This is a genomic window from Bacillus sp. FSL R5-0286 (assembly GCF_038593245.1).
Lineage (GTDB): Bacteria > Bacillota > Bacilli > Bacillales > Bacillaceae > Bacillus > Bacillus altitudinis.
Map to the genome: position 1 here is coordinate 1,273,653 of NZ_CP151977.1, position 15,902 is coordinate 1,289,554.

At 40.8% G+C, this 15,902-nt stretch carries 19 protein-coding genes, 2 riboswitches and 1 other annotated feature; of the genes, 13 read left to right on the forward strand and 6 right to left on the reverse strand.

All coding sequences use genetic code 11. The annotated features are described in order from the left end of the window. Positions 1-15 precede the first annotated feature (15 nt). Entirely contained in the window at positions 16-561 is a 546-nt protein-coding gene (locus NST24_RS06425; protein ID WP_039168722.1) for a GNAT family N-acetyltransferase, read from the forward strand. Between the two features lie 18 nt (positions 562-579). Here the strand turns inward: NST24_RS06425 and NST24_RS06430 are convergent, their stop codons facing one another. After that, the gene (locus NST24_RS06430) at positions 580-1,623 is read right to left on the reverse strand and encodes a trifunctional transcriptional activator/DNA repair protein Ada/methylated-DNA--[protein]-cysteine S-methyltransferase (protein WP_024719619.1); all 1,044 of its coding nucleotides are present in this window, start codon (positions 1,621-1,623) and stop codon (positions 580-582) included. A 199-nt stretch (positions 1,624-1,822) separates the two neighbouring features. Next, positions 1,823-1,932, forward strand: a riboswitch (guanidine-I (ykkC/yxkD leader). 66 nt (positions 1,933-1,998) lie between these two features. Between NST24_RS06430 and NST24_RS06435 the strand changes: the two genes are divergently transcribed. Next, entirely contained in the window at positions 1,999-2,328 is a 330-nt protein-coding gene (locus NST24_RS06435) for a multidrug efflux SMR transporter (protein WP_024719620.1), read from the forward strand. Then, positions 2,325-2,639 carry a multidrug efflux SMR transporter gene (locus NST24_RS06440; protein ID WP_342462463.1) on the forward strand — a complete coding sequence of 105 codons (315 nt, stop codon included), beginning with the start codon at positions 2,325-2,327 and terminating at the stop codon, positions 2,637-2,639. Before NST24_RS06435 ends, NST24_RS06440 begins: the two co-directional genes overlap by 4 nt. 33 nt (positions 2,640-2,672) lie before the next feature. Here the strand turns inward: NST24_RS06440 and NST24_RS06445 are convergent, their stop codons facing one another. Continuing rightward, the gene (locus tag NST24_RS06445) at positions 2,673-2,858 is read right to left on the reverse strand and encodes a hypothetical protein (RefSeq protein WP_024719622.1); all 186 of its coding nucleotides are present in this window, start codon (positions 2,856-2,858) and stop codon (positions 2,673-2,675) included. A 163-nt stretch (positions 2,859-3,021) separates the two neighbouring features. On the opposite strand from NST24_RS06445, the gene purU reads away from it, so the two are divergent. The 6 genes from purU (at position 3,022) to NST24_RS06475 (ending at position 8,591) form a co-directional block, all read left to right on the forward strand. After that, a complete protein-coding gene (purU, locus tag NST24_RS06450) occupies positions 3,022-3,924 on the forward strand; it encodes a formyltetrahydrofolate deformylase (RefSeq protein ID WP_007498809.1) in 903 nt (300 codons plus the stop codon). 43 nt (positions 3,925-3,967) lie between these two features. Further along, positions 3,968-4,187: a binding site (T-box leader), on the forward strand. Between the two features lie 56 nt (positions 4,188-4,243). Beyond that, on the forward strand, positions 4,244-5,341 hold the full coding sequence (proB, locus tag NST24_RS06455; protein ID WP_061420873.1) for a glutamate 5-kinase: 1,098 nt from the start codon (positions 4,244-4,246) through the stop codon (positions 5,339-5,341). Positions 5,342-5,353: 12 nt separating this feature from the next. Then, complete coding sequence (locus NST24_RS06460) at positions 5,354-6,601, forward strand: glutamate-5-semialdehyde dehydrogenase (protein ID WP_041092333.1); 1,248 nt, start codon at positions 5,354-5,356, stop codon at positions 6,599-6,601. A gap of 124 nt (positions 6,602-6,725) precedes the next feature. Beyond that, the gene (locus NST24_RS06465; protein WP_168948709.1) at positions 6,726-7,862 is read left to right on the forward strand and encodes a Rap family tetratricopeptide repeat protein; all 1,137 of its coding nucleotides are present in this window, start codon (positions 6,726-6,728) and stop codon (positions 7,860-7,862) included. Next, positions 7,852-7,986: a hypothetical protein gene (locus NST24_RS06470; RefSeq protein WP_008346190.1), complete on the forward strand. Its 135-nt coding sequence runs from the start codon at positions 7,852-7,854 to the stop codon at positions 7,984-7,986. Before NST24_RS06465 ends, NST24_RS06470 begins: the two co-directional genes overlap by 11 nt. A gap of 176 nt (positions 7,987-8,162) precedes the next feature. Then, positions 8,163-8,591, forward strand: coding sequence for an organic hydroperoxide resistance protein (locus NST24_RS06475; protein ID WP_007498801.1), 429 nt, complete (start codon positions 8,163-8,165; stop codon positions 8,589-8,591). A gap of 33 nt (positions 8,592-8,624) precedes the next feature. Here NST24_RS06475 and NST24_RS06480 read toward each other — a convergent pair whose 3' ends face one another. Further along, positions 8,625-9,071, reverse strand: coding sequence for a MarR family transcriptional regulator (locus NST24_RS06480; RefSeq protein WP_008346188.1), 447 nt, complete (start codon positions 9,069-9,071; stop codon positions 8,625-8,627). Between the two features lie 161 nt (positions 9,072-9,232). On the opposite strand from NST24_RS06480, the gene NST24_RS06485 reads away from it, so the two are divergent. Beyond that, positions 9,233-9,649, forward strand: a complete 417-nt coding sequence (locus tag NST24_RS06485; protein WP_039170286.1) for an organic hydroperoxide resistance protein — start codon at positions 9,233-9,235, stop codon at positions 9,647-9,649. A 76-nt stretch (positions 9,650-9,725) separates the two neighbouring features. On the opposite strand, the gene NST24_RS06490 is transcribed toward NST24_RS06485, so the two are convergent. The 3 genes from NST24_RS06490 to NST24_RS06500 form a co-directional block, all read right to left on the reverse strand. Continuing rightward, positions 9,726-10,196, reverse strand: coding sequence for a nucleoside deaminase (locus NST24_RS06490; RefSeq protein WP_008346184.1), 471 nt, complete (start codon positions 10,194-10,196; stop codon positions 9,726-9,728). A gap of 142 nt (positions 10,197-10,338) precedes the next feature. After that, complete coding sequence (gene metE, locus NST24_RS06495) at positions 10,339-12,627, reverse strand: 5-methyltetrahydropteroyltriglutamate--homocysteine S-methyltransferase (protein WP_342462464.1); 2,289 nt, start codon at positions 12,625-12,627, stop codon at positions 10,339-10,341. Between the two features lie 155 nt (positions 12,628-12,782). Then, positions 12,783-12,975: riboswitch (cobalamin riboswitch) on the reverse strand. A gap of 113 nt (positions 12,976-13,088) precedes the next feature. Next, positions 13,089-14,048 (reverse strand): S8 family peptidase, encoded by a 960-nt coding sequence (locus NST24_RS06500; protein ID WP_007498796.1) that lies wholly within the window; start codon positions 14,046-14,048, stop codon positions 13,089-13,091. Positions 14,049-14,508: 460 nt separating this feature from the next. On the opposite strand from NST24_RS06500, the gene NST24_RS06505 reads away from it, so the two are divergent. The 3 genes from NST24_RS06505 to NST24_RS06515 all read left to right on the forward strand — a co-directional run bounded on the left by NST24_RS06505 (position 14,509) and on the right by NST24_RS06515 (position 15,902). Beyond that, the gene (locus NST24_RS06505) at positions 14,509-14,811 is read left to right on the forward strand and encodes a hypothetical protein (protein WP_342462465.1); all 303 of its coding nucleotides are present in this window, start codon (positions 14,509-14,511) and stop codon (positions 14,809-14,811) included. Continuing rightward, positions 14,801-15,016: a helix-turn-helix transcriptional regulator gene (locus tag NST24_RS06510; RefSeq protein ID WP_169476040.1), complete on the forward strand. Its 216-nt coding sequence runs from the start codon at positions 14,801-14,803 to the stop codon at positions 15,014-15,016. Before NST24_RS06505 ends, NST24_RS06510 begins: the two co-directional genes overlap by 11 nt. A 199-nt stretch (positions 15,017-15,215) precedes the next feature. Further along, complete coding sequence (locus NST24_RS06515; protein ID WP_019743445.1) at positions 15,216-15,902, forward strand: response regulator transcription factor; 687 nt, start codon at positions 15,216-15,218, stop codon at positions 15,900-15,902.

The following is a 15,902-nucleotide window of genomic DNA, read 5'->3' on the forward strand; positions in this document are numbered from 1 at the left end:
GCAGGGGGGATAAAAATGGCACATCAAACACGGATCGTGCTTGAAACAGAGCGCCTCAGACTGAGAACAATGGATGAAGACGATGCGCCTTTTTTATACGAAAAGCTGTTCCAAGATGAAGAGGTCATGAAGTATTATCCTTCACTAAAGGATGAAAAGCAGACAAAAGAGTGGATTGCTTGGAATCAAAAGAATGACCGCACATTTCATACATCCCTGTGGATCATTGAAGAAAAAGAAACGAAGGAACCACTTGGTCAAAGCGGAATTGTTCTCCAAAACGTCGAAGGACAAACAGAGCTTGAAATTGGCTATATGCTAAAGAGATCGGCATGGGGAAAAGGATATGCTGTTGAGGCTGCAAAAGGCTGTCTTGCGTATGGTTTTGACGAAATGAAGGTGAGGCGAATGGTCAGCTTAATTCGCCCTGACAATGAAGCGTCAGTCAAGGTTGCAATGAAAATGGGGATGAAAAAAGAAAAAACCATTTCAAAATGGGATCAAATGATTGATGTTTACAGTGTTACTCGTGACGGAAAAAGCGGCTCGCTTGAATCATAAGGAGAGCCGCTTTTTCTTTTATAGACGCTGTTCTAACTGAAGTAAATATTTCTTTCGTTCGATTCCCCCGCCATATCCGCCAAGTTCACCGCTTGTTTGAATGACTCGGTGACAAGGAATGATGATGGCCAACTGATTGGCACCATTTGCATTTCCAACTGCCCGAACCAAATGGGGATCGCCAAGCATGATGGCAAGATCTCGATACGATCTCGTTTCGCCTGGCGGAATCTGTAATAGAAGATCCCATACCCTTTTCTGAAAAGGGGTGCCATGTATAGCAAGTGGCACAGTAAACTGCGTGAGTTTCTTTTCAAAATATAAGGCTAATTCCTTTGCTAATTGCTGATGAACGTTTGTTTCTCCAACTAAAATACGGGCATGATGTTTTTTTCTGATGTTCTCAATTTCTCTTTCTAATCCTCGCCTGTCCATAAATTCCAGCAAATACACATGGGTTGCATCTGAAATGCTCATCATCCGCCCAATCGGAGTAGAAATAAAATTCGCATGCAAAATATTGACTTGCGCCTTTTTGGGTGGATTCCCCATGATTTTCGTAAAGGCATCATTGAAGGCACTGGAAGACTCGTAACCGAAGGTGACTTGCTGATCAATGACTTTTTTTCCGTTCAGAATCTCTTTAAACGCTAGCCCCATTCGGCGTGATCTAGCATATTGAACAAAGGTCATTCCATAGATTTCTTTGAATTTTCTCCGAGCTGTTGCAGAGTGAATCCCTAATTGGCGAAAATCTTCTTCTTTCCACCGTTTCTCAGGACTCTCTTCAACTGCTGATACAAGTGTTTTGACTTCTTCTGGAATGCTGTTAGGATATGTTAAAGGCGTGCATCGCTTACACGGCCGATACCCTGCAAGCAGCGCCTCCTCTGCTGTAAAGAAAAACTCGCAGTTCTCATATTTTGGTTTTCTAGCAGTGCACGTGGCATGGCAGAAGATGCCGGTTGTTTTAATACCAGCAAAAAACGTGCCATCATATTGCGGATTCTTATCAACAAGTGCTTGATAAAATTCGTGTTTTTGTTCGTCGGTCATCATCATTTGATCCACCTCTTGTTTTATTATATCAGTGATGTGGTCGTTCCTCTTTCTAACATTTAGTATACTTCGCTTTCATCCACTTTCTTTCGAAAAATGAACAAGTATATTTGAAGGGGAAAAGCAAAGTGGTAGACCGGCATATCAGGGTGTGATACACTTTTTCATACAGAATCGGCTGTATGCTAGATCTGATTATCATGAATTGGTTTTCTAGGGTTCCGTGCGGGCAGCGCAGTCTGGACCGAGAGAAAACACATAGGGTCTAGACAATAGACCGTATGGACACGGAGGGATAAAAGCCCGGGAGATTTGATCAAACGATCGATTTCCGGGCTTTTTTTATTGCTTGGAATCGGTAAGAAAGGAAGAGATCGAATGAAATGGGGAAATGTTTTGATTGCAGCCGTATTTGAAGTCGGCTGGGTGATGGGGTTGAAATATGCTGGCTCTATATTGGAATGGAGTGCAACCATCGTTTGTATTGTTGTCAGCTTTTATTTACTCCTGAAAGCCACGACTGTACTTCCAGTTGGCACACTTTACGCCGTTTTCACCGGACTTGGAACAGCCGGTACGGTCATAGTAGGGATGGTCATGGGTGAGCCGGTACAGCTAGTAAAATTACTTTTGATCATGGTGCTTTTAAGCGGTGTATTAGGACTCAAATTGACTACAGGTGAAAAGAAAGGGGAGGCTGAATCGTGAGCTGGCTTTTACTCATTGGGGCAGGCATCTTAGAAATGCTTTGTGTCACCATGATGAATCAATTCCAGAAAGATCGCCATGTTAAATGGATTTTCTTCATAGCAGCTGGATTTTCGCTATCCTTTTTGATGCTGTCTCTTGCGATGAATACAATTCCGATGGGAACGGCGTATGCGATTTGGACAGGAATCGGAGCAGCTGGAGGAGCGATTGTTGGGATGATGTATTATGGTGAGTCGAAAGACGCAAAACGTATTTTCTTTATCGCACTCATTTTATCAGCAGCGGTCGGGTTGAAAATCATTGAATAAGAAAAGGCTGGCAAACATGTGCCAGCCTTTTTGCTACATCGAATGATGATTGGAATCGTTTTCATTTTTGCGGTAAAGCTGACTCACAAGCAGAAAACATACACCAAATGTAAGTAAAGGAATGAGTCTTTCTCCGGTCATAAATAGATAAATGCCCGTGATTAGACATACGATGCCTAGCCAAAAGCTCACTTTACCAAACAAAGTCATGCTTTTCATCTCCATCACTCCTTTTGTGATAAAAGGTCTATTCATATTATATCACGCCAGGTGCAGAATTGAATGAATATTCAATAAAAAACACGACGCTTAATTGCTTTTTCTCTTTCCAGTCCAGTATAATATTTCATTAGAATGAAAAATGTAAATGAGGTCATAAGACATGAGAACATTGATTACAGAGAAACTTGAATTGCACAGACAAAAGCATGAGCAAAAAGGAAGGCTTTTAGTCAGCTGCCCGGATCAGCCTGGTATTGTGTCAGCTGTTTCTACTTTTTTATTTGAACATGGAGCAAACATCATTGAATCTAGTCAATACACAACAGATCATGAGAGCGGCCGGTTCTTTTTAAGAATTGAATTTGATTGGAAAGATATCTCGGCCAACTTAGATCAATTGAAAAGCAGTTTTGAGCCAATTGCGCAATCATTTCACATGACATGGAGCATGTCGCGTGCAAGTGATCTGAAAAAGCTGGCGATCTTTGTGTCCAAAGAGCTTCATTGTTTACATGAACTTTTATGGGAATGGCAAAGCGGTAATTTAATGGCTGAAATAGCGGTTGTCATCAGCAATCATGAAACGGCAAAAGATACAGTCGAAGCACTCGGCATTCCATTCCACTTCGTGAAAGCAAATAAAGACATTCGCCAAGATGCAGAAAAACAACAACTTGCATTATTAGAAGAATATGATATTGATGCGGTTGTGCTTGCGAGATACATGCAAATTTTGACGCCAGCCTTTATTGAACAGCACCCGAACAAAATCATTAATATTCATCATTCCTTCCTTCCAGCGTTTATCGGTGCAAACCCATACAAGCGGGCATACGAGCGGGGAGTCAAATTAATTGGCGCGACTTCCCATTATGTCACCAATGATTTAGACGAAGGGCCAATCATTGAACAGGATATTGAGCGGGTAGATCATAGAGATGATGCAGAGGCATTAAAAAATATTGGCCGCACGATTGAGCGCAGTGTGCTTGCCCGAGCTGTCAAATGGCATCTGGAAGATCGAATCATTGTTCATGAGAATAAAACGATTGTGTTTAATTGACCGCTTGACTTTTCTGAAGCAATTGGTGATAATATAAAAAAATTAACGAGCGTTGAGAAGGAATAGTAAGCAGGACCTGCTGTGTAAAAGAGAGCAAATGACATGCTGAAACATTTGCCGCAGACAGCTGCTGAACCTACCCTTTGAGCCTTAGAGGAAAAATCTAAGCGCATGCCTGGCGTTACAGGAGTTGAGTGGAATAAGCAGACGTATGCTTATTCAATGAAGGTGGTACCACGGAAAATCCCTTTTTCGTCCTTTACATAAGGAGAAAAAGGGATTTTTTATGTGGTGAAAGGTATAGCGGAGGGAATCAATGATGAAAAAGCAAAGGATCGTCATAAAAATTGGTAGCAGTTCATTAACAGAGCAAAAGGGAGCCATTGATGAACACAAAATGCAGGATCATGTCAAAGCCATCGCAAAGCTAAAAGAGGCAGGGCATGAAATCATTCTCATTTCGTCAGGTGCCGTTGCGGCGGGATTTGGCAGTTTAGGATATCCGTCAAGACCTGTGACCTTAAAAGGGAAGCAGGCTGCTGCTGCTGTTGGTCAAGGTTTGTTAATGCAGAAATATACAGAACTATTTTCACAGTTTCAGATGACGCCTGCACAAATGCTTTTAACACGTAATGACTTTTCAGATCGTACAAGATATCGAAATGCTTACGCAACGATGATGGAACTGCTCGAAAGAAAAATTTTACCGATCATTAATGAAAATGACTCTGTGTCCATCGAGGAGCTTACCTTTGGTGATAATGACATGTTATCAGCACTGGTCAGTGGCTTAATTCATGCAGACCAATTGATCATTTTAACAGATATCAACGGAATTTATGATGCCAATCCAAGTGAGAATCCTGATGCGAAGCGGTTTGATGTGCTGACTCACATTTCAGATGAATTGTTCTCATATGCGAAGAGTACGGGTTCAAAGGTTGGAACAGGCGGGATGAAATCTAAGCTTTCAGCTGCACAAACAGCTCTCTCCCTTGGCGTTAAAGTCTTCATTGGCACAGGTACAGGGGAAGACAAGCTTCTTCACATTCTCGCTGGTCAGGGGGACGGCACATATATTGGTGAACAAGACTTATCATCAGTCAATAACCGTCGCCAATGGATTCAATTCCACTCACCAGTCTCTGGGAAGATCATGATTGATGCGGGGGCAGAGGCGGCGATTTTGCATAATGGAAGGAGTCTTCTTCCAGCTGGTGTCATTGATGTAGCTGGTGAATTTTCTAAAGGAGAGGTCGTCGAAGTTGTTGGTCCAAACGGATTAGTCGGTAAAGGACAAACATTGTATGATTCAGATGAGCTTCTTGGCATTAAAGGGATGCGAAGTCATGAGCTTTCTTATGAAAAACCTGAAGTCATTCACCGAGATCACTGGGTTCAGCACGTACAAAACTGAGGAGGGAAAACGATGAATGAAGTTCTAGAAAAAGCAAAAAAGGCAAGCGCAGCCAAAGATCAGCTGCTATTAAAAACGACTGAACAAAAGAATGCTGCATTAGACGCTATTGCAAAAGCATTAAAAGCATCTTCAGCTTATTTAATTGCCGAAAACCAAAAAGATGTTCAGGCGGCTATAGACAAAGAGTTCACGCCATCTGTGATCGACAGAATTACATTAACAGAAGAGAGAATTGAAGCGATTGCAGACGCTACGCATCAACTCATTCAGCTCAAAGACCCAATTGGTGAAACATTAGAGACCATTCAAAAAGAAAACGGGCTTCTCATTGAAAAAGTACGTGTGCCTCTTGGAACGGTTGGGATGATTTACGAAGCAAGACCAAACGTGACAGTCGATGCGGCCACTCTTTGCTTGAAAACTGGAAATGCTGTGATTCTTCGAGGAAGTTCATCGGCCATTCATAGTAATAAAGCGATTGTGAAAGTCATTCATGAAGCGCTGCAACCAACGGATATTCCCGTAGACAGTGTACAATTGATTGAAGATACAGGCCGTGAGACGGCTAAAACCCTGTTCACTTTAAATGACTATCTAGATGTCCTTATTCCACGAGGCGGGAAACATTTAATTGATCTTGTTGTGAGAGAGTCTACTGTTCCAGTACTTGAGACGGGTGCAGGGAATTGTCATATTTACATTGATGAAACAGCCCAAAAAGAAATGGCTGAACAAATTGTTCTGAATGCGAAAACACAAAGACCATCTGTTTGTAATGCCATTGAGAGCATTGTCATTCATGAAACATGGGCAAAAGAACATGGCGCTTCGCTTTTTGAAGCACTTCAGACACATGGTGTAGAAATACGGGGCGATGAAGCAGTATGTGCACTTGCACCTAGTGCCACATTAGCGACGACCACTGATTTTGAAACGGAATTTTTAGCGCCGATTGTCAGTATTAAAACCGTCAAGACCATGGAAGAGGCGATACAGCATATTCAAATGTATAGCTCTAAGCATTCTGAAGCGATCATTACGGAAAACGAGCAGCATGCGGCACTTTTCTTAACAGCCGTTGACGCTGCCGCTGTGTATCATAATGCATCTACCCGGTTTACAGATGGCTTTGAATTTGGCTATGGAGCGGAAATCGGCATTAGCACACAAAAATTGCATGCTAGAGGACCAATGGGTCTGCCAGCCCTAACCTCTGAAAAATTTGTGATTCGTGGTCAAGGACAAATAAGAGAATAACCCATCCAAAAGAGAGTCTTATCGCACAAGGCTCTCTTTTTCCTTTCATTTTTGTATTTCTTCGGTCAAGTATGATAAAATATGGTAATGTTTTATATTTTGAGAAGATTGGAGAAGGCAACGTATGGCGAAAATCATTCCCTCTTCGGATATTGGAGTGAAAATCAACAAGTGGTATGAATTAATCCGCAGATTTGATTCAGAACAAGCAGAACAGTTAAAGCAGGAAATTCGCACCTCTCTTGATTCAATGGAAGAAGATCAGAATTTGCTTCTCTATTTTTCTTTAATGGAATTCAGACATGAGGTCATGCTTGATTATTTAAAGCCATTAAAGGAAGGAAAGCTTCGCGCCAACTTTTCCGAGCTTTCGAAAGAAATAGATGAGCATCAAACGCATGTCACAGGCATGCTTGAATATTACTATCATTTCTTCAGAGGCATGTATGAGTTCGGCCGGAGAGAGTACATTGCTGCCATATCGTCCTATCAAAAGGCAGAGCACAAGCTTTCTTTTGTATCCGACGATATTGAACGTGCAGAATTTCATTTTAAAATGTCAGAAATATATTATCACATGAAACAAACACACATTTCGATGCACCATGCCAAACTAGCGCTGGATGTCTATATTCAGCACGAACTATATGCGCTTCGTACCATTCAGTGTGAATTTATTGTAGCCGGTAATTATGATGATATGAGAAGGCATGAAAAGGCATTGCCACATCTCGAAAGAGCACTTGCAAGGTCAAGAGACTTTCAGAATGTGCGTTTTATTGCTTCTTCTTTGTTTAATATGGGCAACAGTTATTACAGAATGGGAGACTTGAACCGCGCACTCGACTTAATGAAAGAATCCATCTCATTATTTGATCAAAACCAATCTGATCATCTTCGTCGATCGATAGACCCTCTTTATACAGCCGCTCAGATCTTATACAAACAAGGTAAAAACGATGAAGCATTATATTACAGAGAAGAATGTATGAAACGAGCAGAAGCTCTGCAGGATGACATTCATATTCAAAAGACCATTTTTTTAGAAGCGTTGTACTTACGACAAGATGCAGAGCATATTAAACAGATTTTCCATTTTTTAGAATCTTCCTATGCATATCCAGATATAGAAGAGCTGGCTTTAGACACCGCAAAGTATTATAATGAAATGGAGGATTATGAAAAATCTTCCATGTTCTATGGGGAAGCGGAACATGCTCGTATCTATATTCAGAGAGGGGATTGTTTATATGAATTTTAAAAAATGGGCAGTCGTCTGTACAAGCATCACGATCTTGGCATTATGGATCACATCACCTAATGCCGACCCCGATAACAGAAACCATACGCTAGAAAAACCGAATCCGCAGCATATCACGATCTAAAAAGCCCTTTTTAAAGGGCTTTTTTTATTGACCGCTTCAATCATCGTAGGTTGCACATTCATAAAAATAAAAAATGGAGGAAAGATGAAAGTGAGTGTTTTTCATTGACTCTTGAATTTAGATTGTGTACAATTCAATTGTAGAAAATATTAATAGAGCGAAAGAGGGTTATATTCATGTCAGAAGTTTTATTTACTGCAACGGTATCAGCTGTAGGAGGAAGAGAAGGTAAGGTTGTGTCAACAGATGGTGTACTAGAGCATGATGTAGCAATGCCAGGAACGCCAAGAGCGAAAAAGCTTGAGAAAGCAACGAATCCAGAGCAATTATTCGCAGCGGGCTATTCTGCATGTTTTGATTCAGCCCTTCAAATGGTCGCAAGACAAGAGCGTATCCGTTTTGAAAGTGAAGTAACGGCACATGTAAGCTTAATCAAAGACAGTTCAGACGGCGGTTTCAAACTAGGTGTCAAATTAGAAGTAAAAGGAACTGGAATTGAGCAATCTGCACTTGATGAACTTGTTCATAAAGCACACGGCGTTTGCCCATACTCAAAAGCAACGCAAGGAAACATTGAAGTAGAATTAGTAGCTGTCGCTCAATAATAGACATCAAAAAAAGGCTGAGGGAATATTCCCTCAGCCTTTTGATTGTGTTAATTTTTGCAGAAGCTCATGTAAAGAAGCGCGAAGTGTTTTCAGCTCTTCTTCTGATCTGCCTGTTCCAGACAGCATTTGAAATGGAATCGAAGTGGCCTTCTCTTGTAAAGCTTCTCCGTATTCTGTTAAACGAATTTGGACCGAACGCTCATCCTCTTTCGAACGTTCACGGATGATGAGTCCATTTTGTTCCATTCGTTTTAGCATAGGTGTGAGTGTACCGGAGTCTAAATATAAAAGCTCTCCCATTGTTTTCACATTTAATGTCCCATGCTCCCATAACAAAAGCAGTGCCAAATATTGCGGGTATGTGATATTTAACTCTTCTAATAATGGTTTATACTGCTTCGTCATTTCTCTTGAACTTGCATATAACAAGAAACAAAGCTGATTTTCCAGCTTCATATGTTCAAATTCATTTGTCATATCTTTCACCAACTATTTTTTGTCATACTTATCATTGTATAAGATTTTCTTCCTTTTTAAAATAAATACAGACTAAAAATGAAAAATTCTTCAATGTGCCATAAATGTTTGAGCAACGAATAGAACGTGAAAGGTATAAGTAGAAGAAGGAGGAGATCAAGATGAAACCATTATTTACTGCAAAAGTAAAAGCACAGCACGGAAGAGCAGGACATGTTCGTTCTGATGATGGTGTGCTTGACCACAACATTGTGATGCCAAACGCAAAGAAAGATGGAGAAACTGGTACGAATCCTGAACAATTATTTGCAGCGGGTTATGCGGCCTGCTTCGGAGGGGCGCTTGAACAAGTCGCCAAGAAGCAAGGTGTCGAAATTGAATCAGAAGTAGAAGGACATGTCAGTCTATTAAAAGATGAAAGTGATGGCGGTTTTAAACTTGGTGTGAAGCTGATTGTTTCCGCTAAAGGGCTCGATCATGACAAAGCGAAAGAGCTTGTTGAGGCTGCACATGAATTCTGTCCATATTCAAAAGCAACAAGAGGAAACATCGAAGTAGAGCTCGAAGTGGCGGACTAATGAAAAGAAAAAAGGGCTAAAATTTAGCCCTTTCTCAAGCATCTACTGACACCTGCTGTGGAGCAGGTGTCTTTTTTTAGTATTCTTTCTTTTTGTCGTATGTGTCCCATGCTTCAAATGGAGCAAGGGTTTTTTGAAGGGTCAGCTGGTAAAATGGAATGTTTCTTGATTCGTATTCTTTATTGATTTCTTCATAAATAAAGGAGTCATCAAAACCAGAAGTCGCTGCATCCTTGTGTCCAGCGGCAAAATATACGGCCTTTGGTCTAGCCCAATAGATAGCACCAAGACACATTGGACAAGGCTCACAACTTGTATACAAAATACAGTCTTCTAATTGATATGTATGTAGTGTTTGGCACGCCTTTCGAATAGCTGTCACTTCTGCATGTGCAGTTGGATCATTACTTGTTGTGACATTGTTGCTTCCCTCTGCAATAATCTGACCGTCTTTGACAATGACCGCTCCAAAAGGGCCGCCTGTGCCACTATTTACTCCTTCTACTGCAAGATCAATTGCGCGTTGTAAAAAAGCTTCGTGATTCATTGTCTTCCTCCCTTTGTTCGACTGACTTCTCTAGTATAAACGAATCATGATAGAAAAGGAATCATTGTAGGAGGAGATCGAACAGGACAATTTACGGATAAAAAACCCCTGCCAAATGTTCAGCAGGGGAAGAGTGAGTCCATTATGCGTGCTGCGCTAGCTTTTTACGAGCGACTTCAGCAGCTGTCACCATGTTTTTCAAAGCAGCAATGGTTTCAGGTTCTTGTCTTGTTTTCAGTCCACAGTCAGGGTTGACCCAGAAGCGATCTGTCGGACATACGTTCAGTGCATCATCAATGATTTTACTCATTTCTTCAACAGATGGAACGCGCGGGCTGTGAATGTCATATACCCCAAGTCCAAGGCCTTTCAAATACGGGTGTTTTTCTAAATAATCGAGGAACCCGCCATGACTGCGTGAATGCTCAATCGTAATCACGTCTGCATCAAGGTCTTCAATCGTATCAACAATATCCTCGAAGTTGCTGTAGCACATATGTGTATGAATTTGCGTTTCATTTTGAACAGACGATGTCGATAGACGGAATGACTCTGCTGCCCAGTTTAAGTATGCTGCCCAATCACTCTCTTTTAAAGGAAGACCTTCTCTTAGCGCAGGTTCATCCACTTGAATCACTTGAATACCCGCTGCTTCTAACGCTTCTACCTCTTTACGTAAAGCAAAAGCGATTTGGAAGGCAATGTCTTTACGAGAGATATCTGTTCTTGGGAAAGACCAGTTTAAGATCGTGACAGGCCCTGTCAGCATTCCTTTGACTTTTTTCTCCGTTAAGCTTTGAGCGTAAACCGTTTCTTTCACTGTCATTGGTTCTGTAAATTCTACATCTCCATAAATGATCGGCGGCTTCACGCAGCGTGATCCATAAGATTGAACCCAAGCGAATTTTGTAAAGGCAAATCCAGCGAGTTTTTCACCGAAGTATTCAACCATGTCTGTACGTTCAAATTCTCCATGAACGAGTACATCTAGGCCAATCTCTTCTTGAATATCAATCCATCTTTTTGTTTCTTTTTTAATAAATTCATCATACTCTGCATCTGTCCACTCATTTTTGCGCCATTTTTGACGAGCACTGCGCACCTCAGCTGACTGAGGGAAGCTTCCGATTGTTGTGGTTGGAAGAAGCGGCAGTTCAAGAGATTCATTTTGAATGCGTAGTCGTTCTTCAAAAGCAACTGGACGTTTAAAATCTTTTGATGAAAGATTGTTGCGCTCTGCTGTCAGGTCCGCATTCGTTCCTTTCGCGAATTCTTTTAACGTCAGAAGTGCTTCATTTGCTACATGGATGTCTGCATCAATGGCAGCCGCTCCTTTTGATAAGCCTTCTTTTAATAGCGTTAATTCAGCCAGCTTTTCAGTGGCATAAGAAAGTCCGTTTAATAGTTTTTCTTCAAGCTGTTCGCTCGGATGTTTTGCAACTGGGACATGTAGCAGGCTGCTTGAAGGCTGCAGCCATACTTCTTTCGGCTGCACGTCAGCAATCACTTCAGAAATAAACGATAATCTTTCTCCTAGATCTGATCTCCAAATATTTCTGCCGTCAATGATTCCGGCTGCTAAAATTTTATCTTTTGGGAAGCCGTGTTTTTTCAATTGTTCAAGGTTTCGTCCTTGATCATGGACAAAATCAAGACCGATGGCTTCAACAGGATACGTCACAAGCTCTTCATAGGCATCTACTGAGTCAAAGTATGTTTGAAGGAGAACGTTTAAGGCAGGTACAGCTTCTTTAATCGTTTGATAGATGGCTTTTACTGCTTTCACGTCTTCACTTGAAGCTGTGACTAAAGCAGGCTCATCAATTTGAACCCATTTTACACCGGCTTCTTCAAGCTCTTTTAACAACTGAGTATAAAGCGGCACTAGGCGCTGCTGAATCTCTTTCACTTCATTGGCTTCATAGCCTTTAGAAAGAGAAACAAATGTATAAAGACCAAGAACGACAGGTTTTGTTTCAACACCAAACGCTTTTTTCACCTTTTCATATGCTTCAAGCGGTTTGTTATGTGTGAGTTTAAATTCTGTGCTTTTTTCGTATTCTGGAACGATGTAGTGATAGTTTGTATTAAACCATTTTGTCATTTCACTTGAGACAGCATCTTTTGTTCCTCTTGCCATCGCAAAGTATGTATCTAGCGGGTCTTTCAAGCTGCGGAAGCGCTCTGGAATCCAATTGAACATAACGGCAGTATCCAGCACGTGATCATAGAAGGTGAAGTCGCCAGAAGGAACAACGTCAATTTGTTGATCAATTTGAGTTTTAATAGCGGCTAAAAATTGTTCATCGAGTGTGCTTAAGAGGGTTTCTCGGTCAGTTTGACCTTTCCAATAAGACTCAAGTGCTTTTTTCCATTCTCTGTTTAAACCAATTCGCGGGAAACCTAGATTACTTGTTTTAACAATTGTCAATTCCAATTCCTCCTCTAAATATAAAAAGACACTCACACTCATGGTCAAGATTGATGAGGGCAAATGTCTGGTTTAAAAAGACAAAATGTGTGTGCGAAAGAAGGCGTAAGTATCAATGACGAACGCTTTTCCGACATCTCCTATCAACCGTAGGGGGTTTGATGTGATAGAGCGGCTGGTATCCTGGCTAGTGAATCTGCAAGCTTTTCATCCTTCCCATCTTCACGACAGTGGATGATTAACGAAAAGCTCTCCTCACTTACAGTGGCGGGACCGCGCCGGATTTTCACCGGTCTTCCCAATTAAAATTCGACGTGTGATCGAATTACCGACTCTCAAACTATGAATTTATTGTGTTCGATTATATAACGTTCACTTCATTTCGTCAAAGTAAATTTTGAATAATTTTAATTAAAAAAATCCTGAGAAAATTCTATCTTTTCTCAGGACCTAACATGTACCTATAGAGACAAAAGTTCTGCTTCTAATGTTTTCTCAAGAAGCACATCTGGTGCAGTTAAATATAAAAACCCGTTTCCTACAAGGGTTTTCGATTGTTTTAGCGGAAGGGTTCTCCGTACGAGCTGAGCATATACCTCAGGTTCTGTCAGCTTGCGCTGGAACGCTTCTTCTTCGGCATTTTTAATAATGGCGAGTGCACCGCTCACATGAGGGGCAGCCATGGAAGTGCCTGTTAGTCTTCCGTATTTATGGTTAGGGAGAGTGGATAAAATGTCTTCACCTGGAGCGACGAGGTCGATTTCTTTATTCGCATTGGAGAATTCAGAGGATTCTCTTGCAAGAGAGACAGAGCCGACGGCAATGACCTCGTTGTATGCAGCTGGGTAGGAGAACTCTTCAGTACGCTCGTCTCCGTCACCTTCATTTCCTGCTGCGCAGACAACAAGCACACCGCTGCTTACCGCATGTTGGATGGCCTTTTGTAGTTCTGGTTCATTGCTTGGCCCACCGAGAGACATGGAAATAATATCAACCTTCTGTTCAACCGCATAGTTAATGCCATTGATAATCCATTCGTATTTCCCGCTGCCATTTTTCCCTCCAAGAACTTTCACGATCAACAGCTTGGCTTCAGGCGCAACACCTAAAATGCCGCCATTTTGATCCGTTGCTGCAATCGTTCCTGAGACATGGGTACCATGCCCGTTGTAGTCTTTTACATTCTCAGCATCGCCATTGTCATCATCGGTAAAGTTTTTTCCTCCGATAATCTGATCTTTTAAATCGGGATGCTCCGTGTCGCAACCTGTATCAAGGACAGCAATGGTTATGCCTTTTCCTTTGAAGCCACTTGACCAAAGTTCGGGTGCTTTAATCTCCTGAATACTTTCCGGCGTCTCTTTCGCTTCCATCACATTGGCTTTTACTTCATACGGAATTAAGCGAATTTCACCTTTCATAAGAAAGCCCTCCTTATTTTGTTTTCAAAGTAGATTCAGGTTGCGTAATGTTATTGTATAAAACAAATGTTTGATCGGAAAGGGTCAATTGTAATAATTTTTCAAATAATCAAATAATTATTTATTGTGCAGTTCTCCTCATATCTTGCCGAAAGAAGTCACCTTTTGAGGAAAACTCTTAGTATCATATGAAAAAGAAGGAAATGCTGCATAGTGAGCTTGCACCTGTACAGATAAAAATGGGTGGAAAGAACTAAAAAAGACAGATCGAAAAAACAATCATATAAAGATATAGAGGATGACAGAAAAGAAAAAGGTACATGCCATGTGCAGATGATTGTTTTTTCATTATAATGATCGAAAGAATATAAAATGTAAAAAGTATTTGACATTTTTTAAGCGGATGATATGATTGAAATGTAAAAAGTATTTGACATTTTGATTGGGAGGGGACTACCCGTTGGATGTTGTAAAAGTTGTGTATTCAGTCATCTTATTAGTGGTCGGACTGTTCATTTTTATCGCGCCTATGATTCAAAAGGGTGATGAAAGAAAGAGATTTATCTACTCAAAAGCTCAATCGTATGCATTTATGGTGGTCATTGGTATGCTTTTATTAGAAGTCGCAGAGTCCATATTTTTAACGACCCAAGGGAACAATGCTTATAAGGGGTTTGGGATTTCTCCCATCATGTTCCTAACTGTGATTTCGGTCATATATTTAGTTACATTACTCATATACAGAAAAAAATATGGTGATTAAATTGCAAAATCATATAAGAGAACTAAGGAAATCCATTAAATTATCCCAAGAAGAACTTGCTAAACGGTGTAAGGTTTCGAGACAAACCATCAATGCCATTGAAAACGATAAGTACGACCCTACTTTACAATTAGCCTTTGACATCGCCTCTGTTTTGAATACGACTGTAGATGAGCTTTTTGTCAGTCAACCTAAAAAGAAGTAAGGGACCAGCCTCAGAAAAGAGGCTTTTTTTGTTGATTTGTGTAATGTGAAAGGATCAGCTGAAAATAAAAATCAACCATATTACATAACAATTCCTTATTCATGAAAAATAAGATATGAAGATTGTGACTGTTCCAATGGAGAAAGGCAACATATAATAATGGAAAGACAAGCTTGCCTTTCAGATAGGAGAGATAGAGATGAACAAAGGGAAGATACTCGTGGTAGAAGATGAAAAGAAAATTGCAAGAGTGCTGTCATTAGAACTTGAATATGAAGGATATGAGGTCACAGTCCAAGATACAGGGATGAAAGGACTCCAGGCGCTCGAAGAGGAGAGTTTTGATTTAGTGCTTCTAGATGTCATGCTTCCAGAATTAAGCGGACTTGAAGTGCTTAGAAGGGTTCGAAAGACAAATACGGCAACACCGATCATTTTGATTACCGCAAGAGGAAGTGTTCCCGATAAGGTCAGCGGTCTTGATCTTGGGGCAAACGATTATATTACAAAACCCTTTGATATAGAAGAATTATTAGCGCGAATTCGTGCACAGCTGAGGTTCAATCACAATGCGCAAGAGGAAAAGGAAATTGAGCTAAGTATTGCAGATTTAACGGTGAATGAGAAAACAAGAGAAATTCAAAGAGGCGATCAGACGCTTGAGCTGACACCGAGAGAATATGACTTGCTTGTTCATCTATTGAAACATCAGCAGCAAGTGCTCACAAGAGATCAGCTTTTAACAGCTGTTTGGGGTTTTGATTATTTTGGTGACACGAACGTGGTTGATGTCTATATTCGCTATTTAAGGAAAAAAATCGATTACCCGTTTGAAAAACAATTGATTCACACAGTGAGAGGTGTGGGTTATGTGATGAAAGGATAA

Coding starts and splice junctions, on each gene's coding strand:
- NST24_RS06425 (WP_039168722.1), top strand. CDS start 16: ATGGCACATCAAACACGGATCGTGCTTGAAACAGAGCGCCTCAGACTG.
- NST24_RS06430 (WP_024719619.1), bottom strand. CDS start 1,623: ATGATGATGACCGACGAACAAAAACACGAATTTTATCAAGCACTTGTT.
- NST24_RS06435 (WP_024719620.1), top strand. CDS start 1,999: ATGAAATGGGGAAATGTTTTGATTGCAGCCGTATTTGAAGTCGGCTGG.
- NST24_RS06445 (WP_024719622.1), bottom strand. CDS start 2,858: ATGAAAAGCATGACTTTGTTTGGTAAAGTGAGCTTTTGGCTAGGCATC.
- purU (WP_007498809.1), top strand. CDS start 3,022: ATGAGAACATTGATTACAGAGAAACTTGAATTGCACAGACAAAAGCAT.
- proB (WP_061420873.1), top strand. CDS start 4,244: ATGAAAAAGCAAAGGATCGTCATAAAAATTGGTAGCAGTTCATTAACA.
- NST24_RS06460 (WP_041092333.1), top strand. CDS start 5,354: ATGAATGAAGTTCTAGAAAAAGCAAAAAAGGCAAGCGCAGCCAAAGAT.
- NST24_RS06465 (WP_168948709.1), top strand. CDS start 6,726: ATGGCGAAAATCATTCCCTCTTCGGATATTGGAGTGAAAATCAACAAG.
- NST24_RS06470 (WP_008346190.1), top strand. CDS start 7,852: ATGAATTTTAAAAAATGGGCAGTCGTCTGTACAAGCATCACGATCTTG.
- NST24_RS06475 (WP_007498801.1), top strand. CDS start 8,163: ATGTCAGAAGTTTTATTTACTGCAACGGTATCAGCTGTAGGAGGAAGA.
- NST24_RS06480 (WP_008346188.1), bottom strand. CDS start 9,071: ATGACAAATGAATTTGAACATATGAAGCTGGAAAATCAGCTTTGTTTC.
- NST24_RS06485 (WP_039170286.1), top strand. CDS start 9,233: ATGAAACCATTATTTACTGCAAAAGTAAAAGCACAGCACGGAAGAGCA.
- NST24_RS06490 (WP_008346184.1), bottom strand. CDS start 10,196: ATGAATCACGAAGCTTTTTTACAACGCGCAATTGATCTTGCAGTAGAA.
- NST24_RS06500 (WP_007498796.1), bottom strand. CDS start 14,048: ATGAAAGGTGAAATTCGCTTAATTCCGTATGAAGTAAAAGCCAATGTG.
- NST24_RS06510 (WP_169476040.1), top strand. CDS start 14,801: ATGGTGATTAAATTGCAAAATCATATAAGAGAACTAAGGAAATCCATT.
- NST24_RS06515 (WP_019743445.1), top strand. CDS start 15,216: ATGAACAAAGGGAAGATACTCGTGGTAGAAGATGAAAAGAAAATTGCA.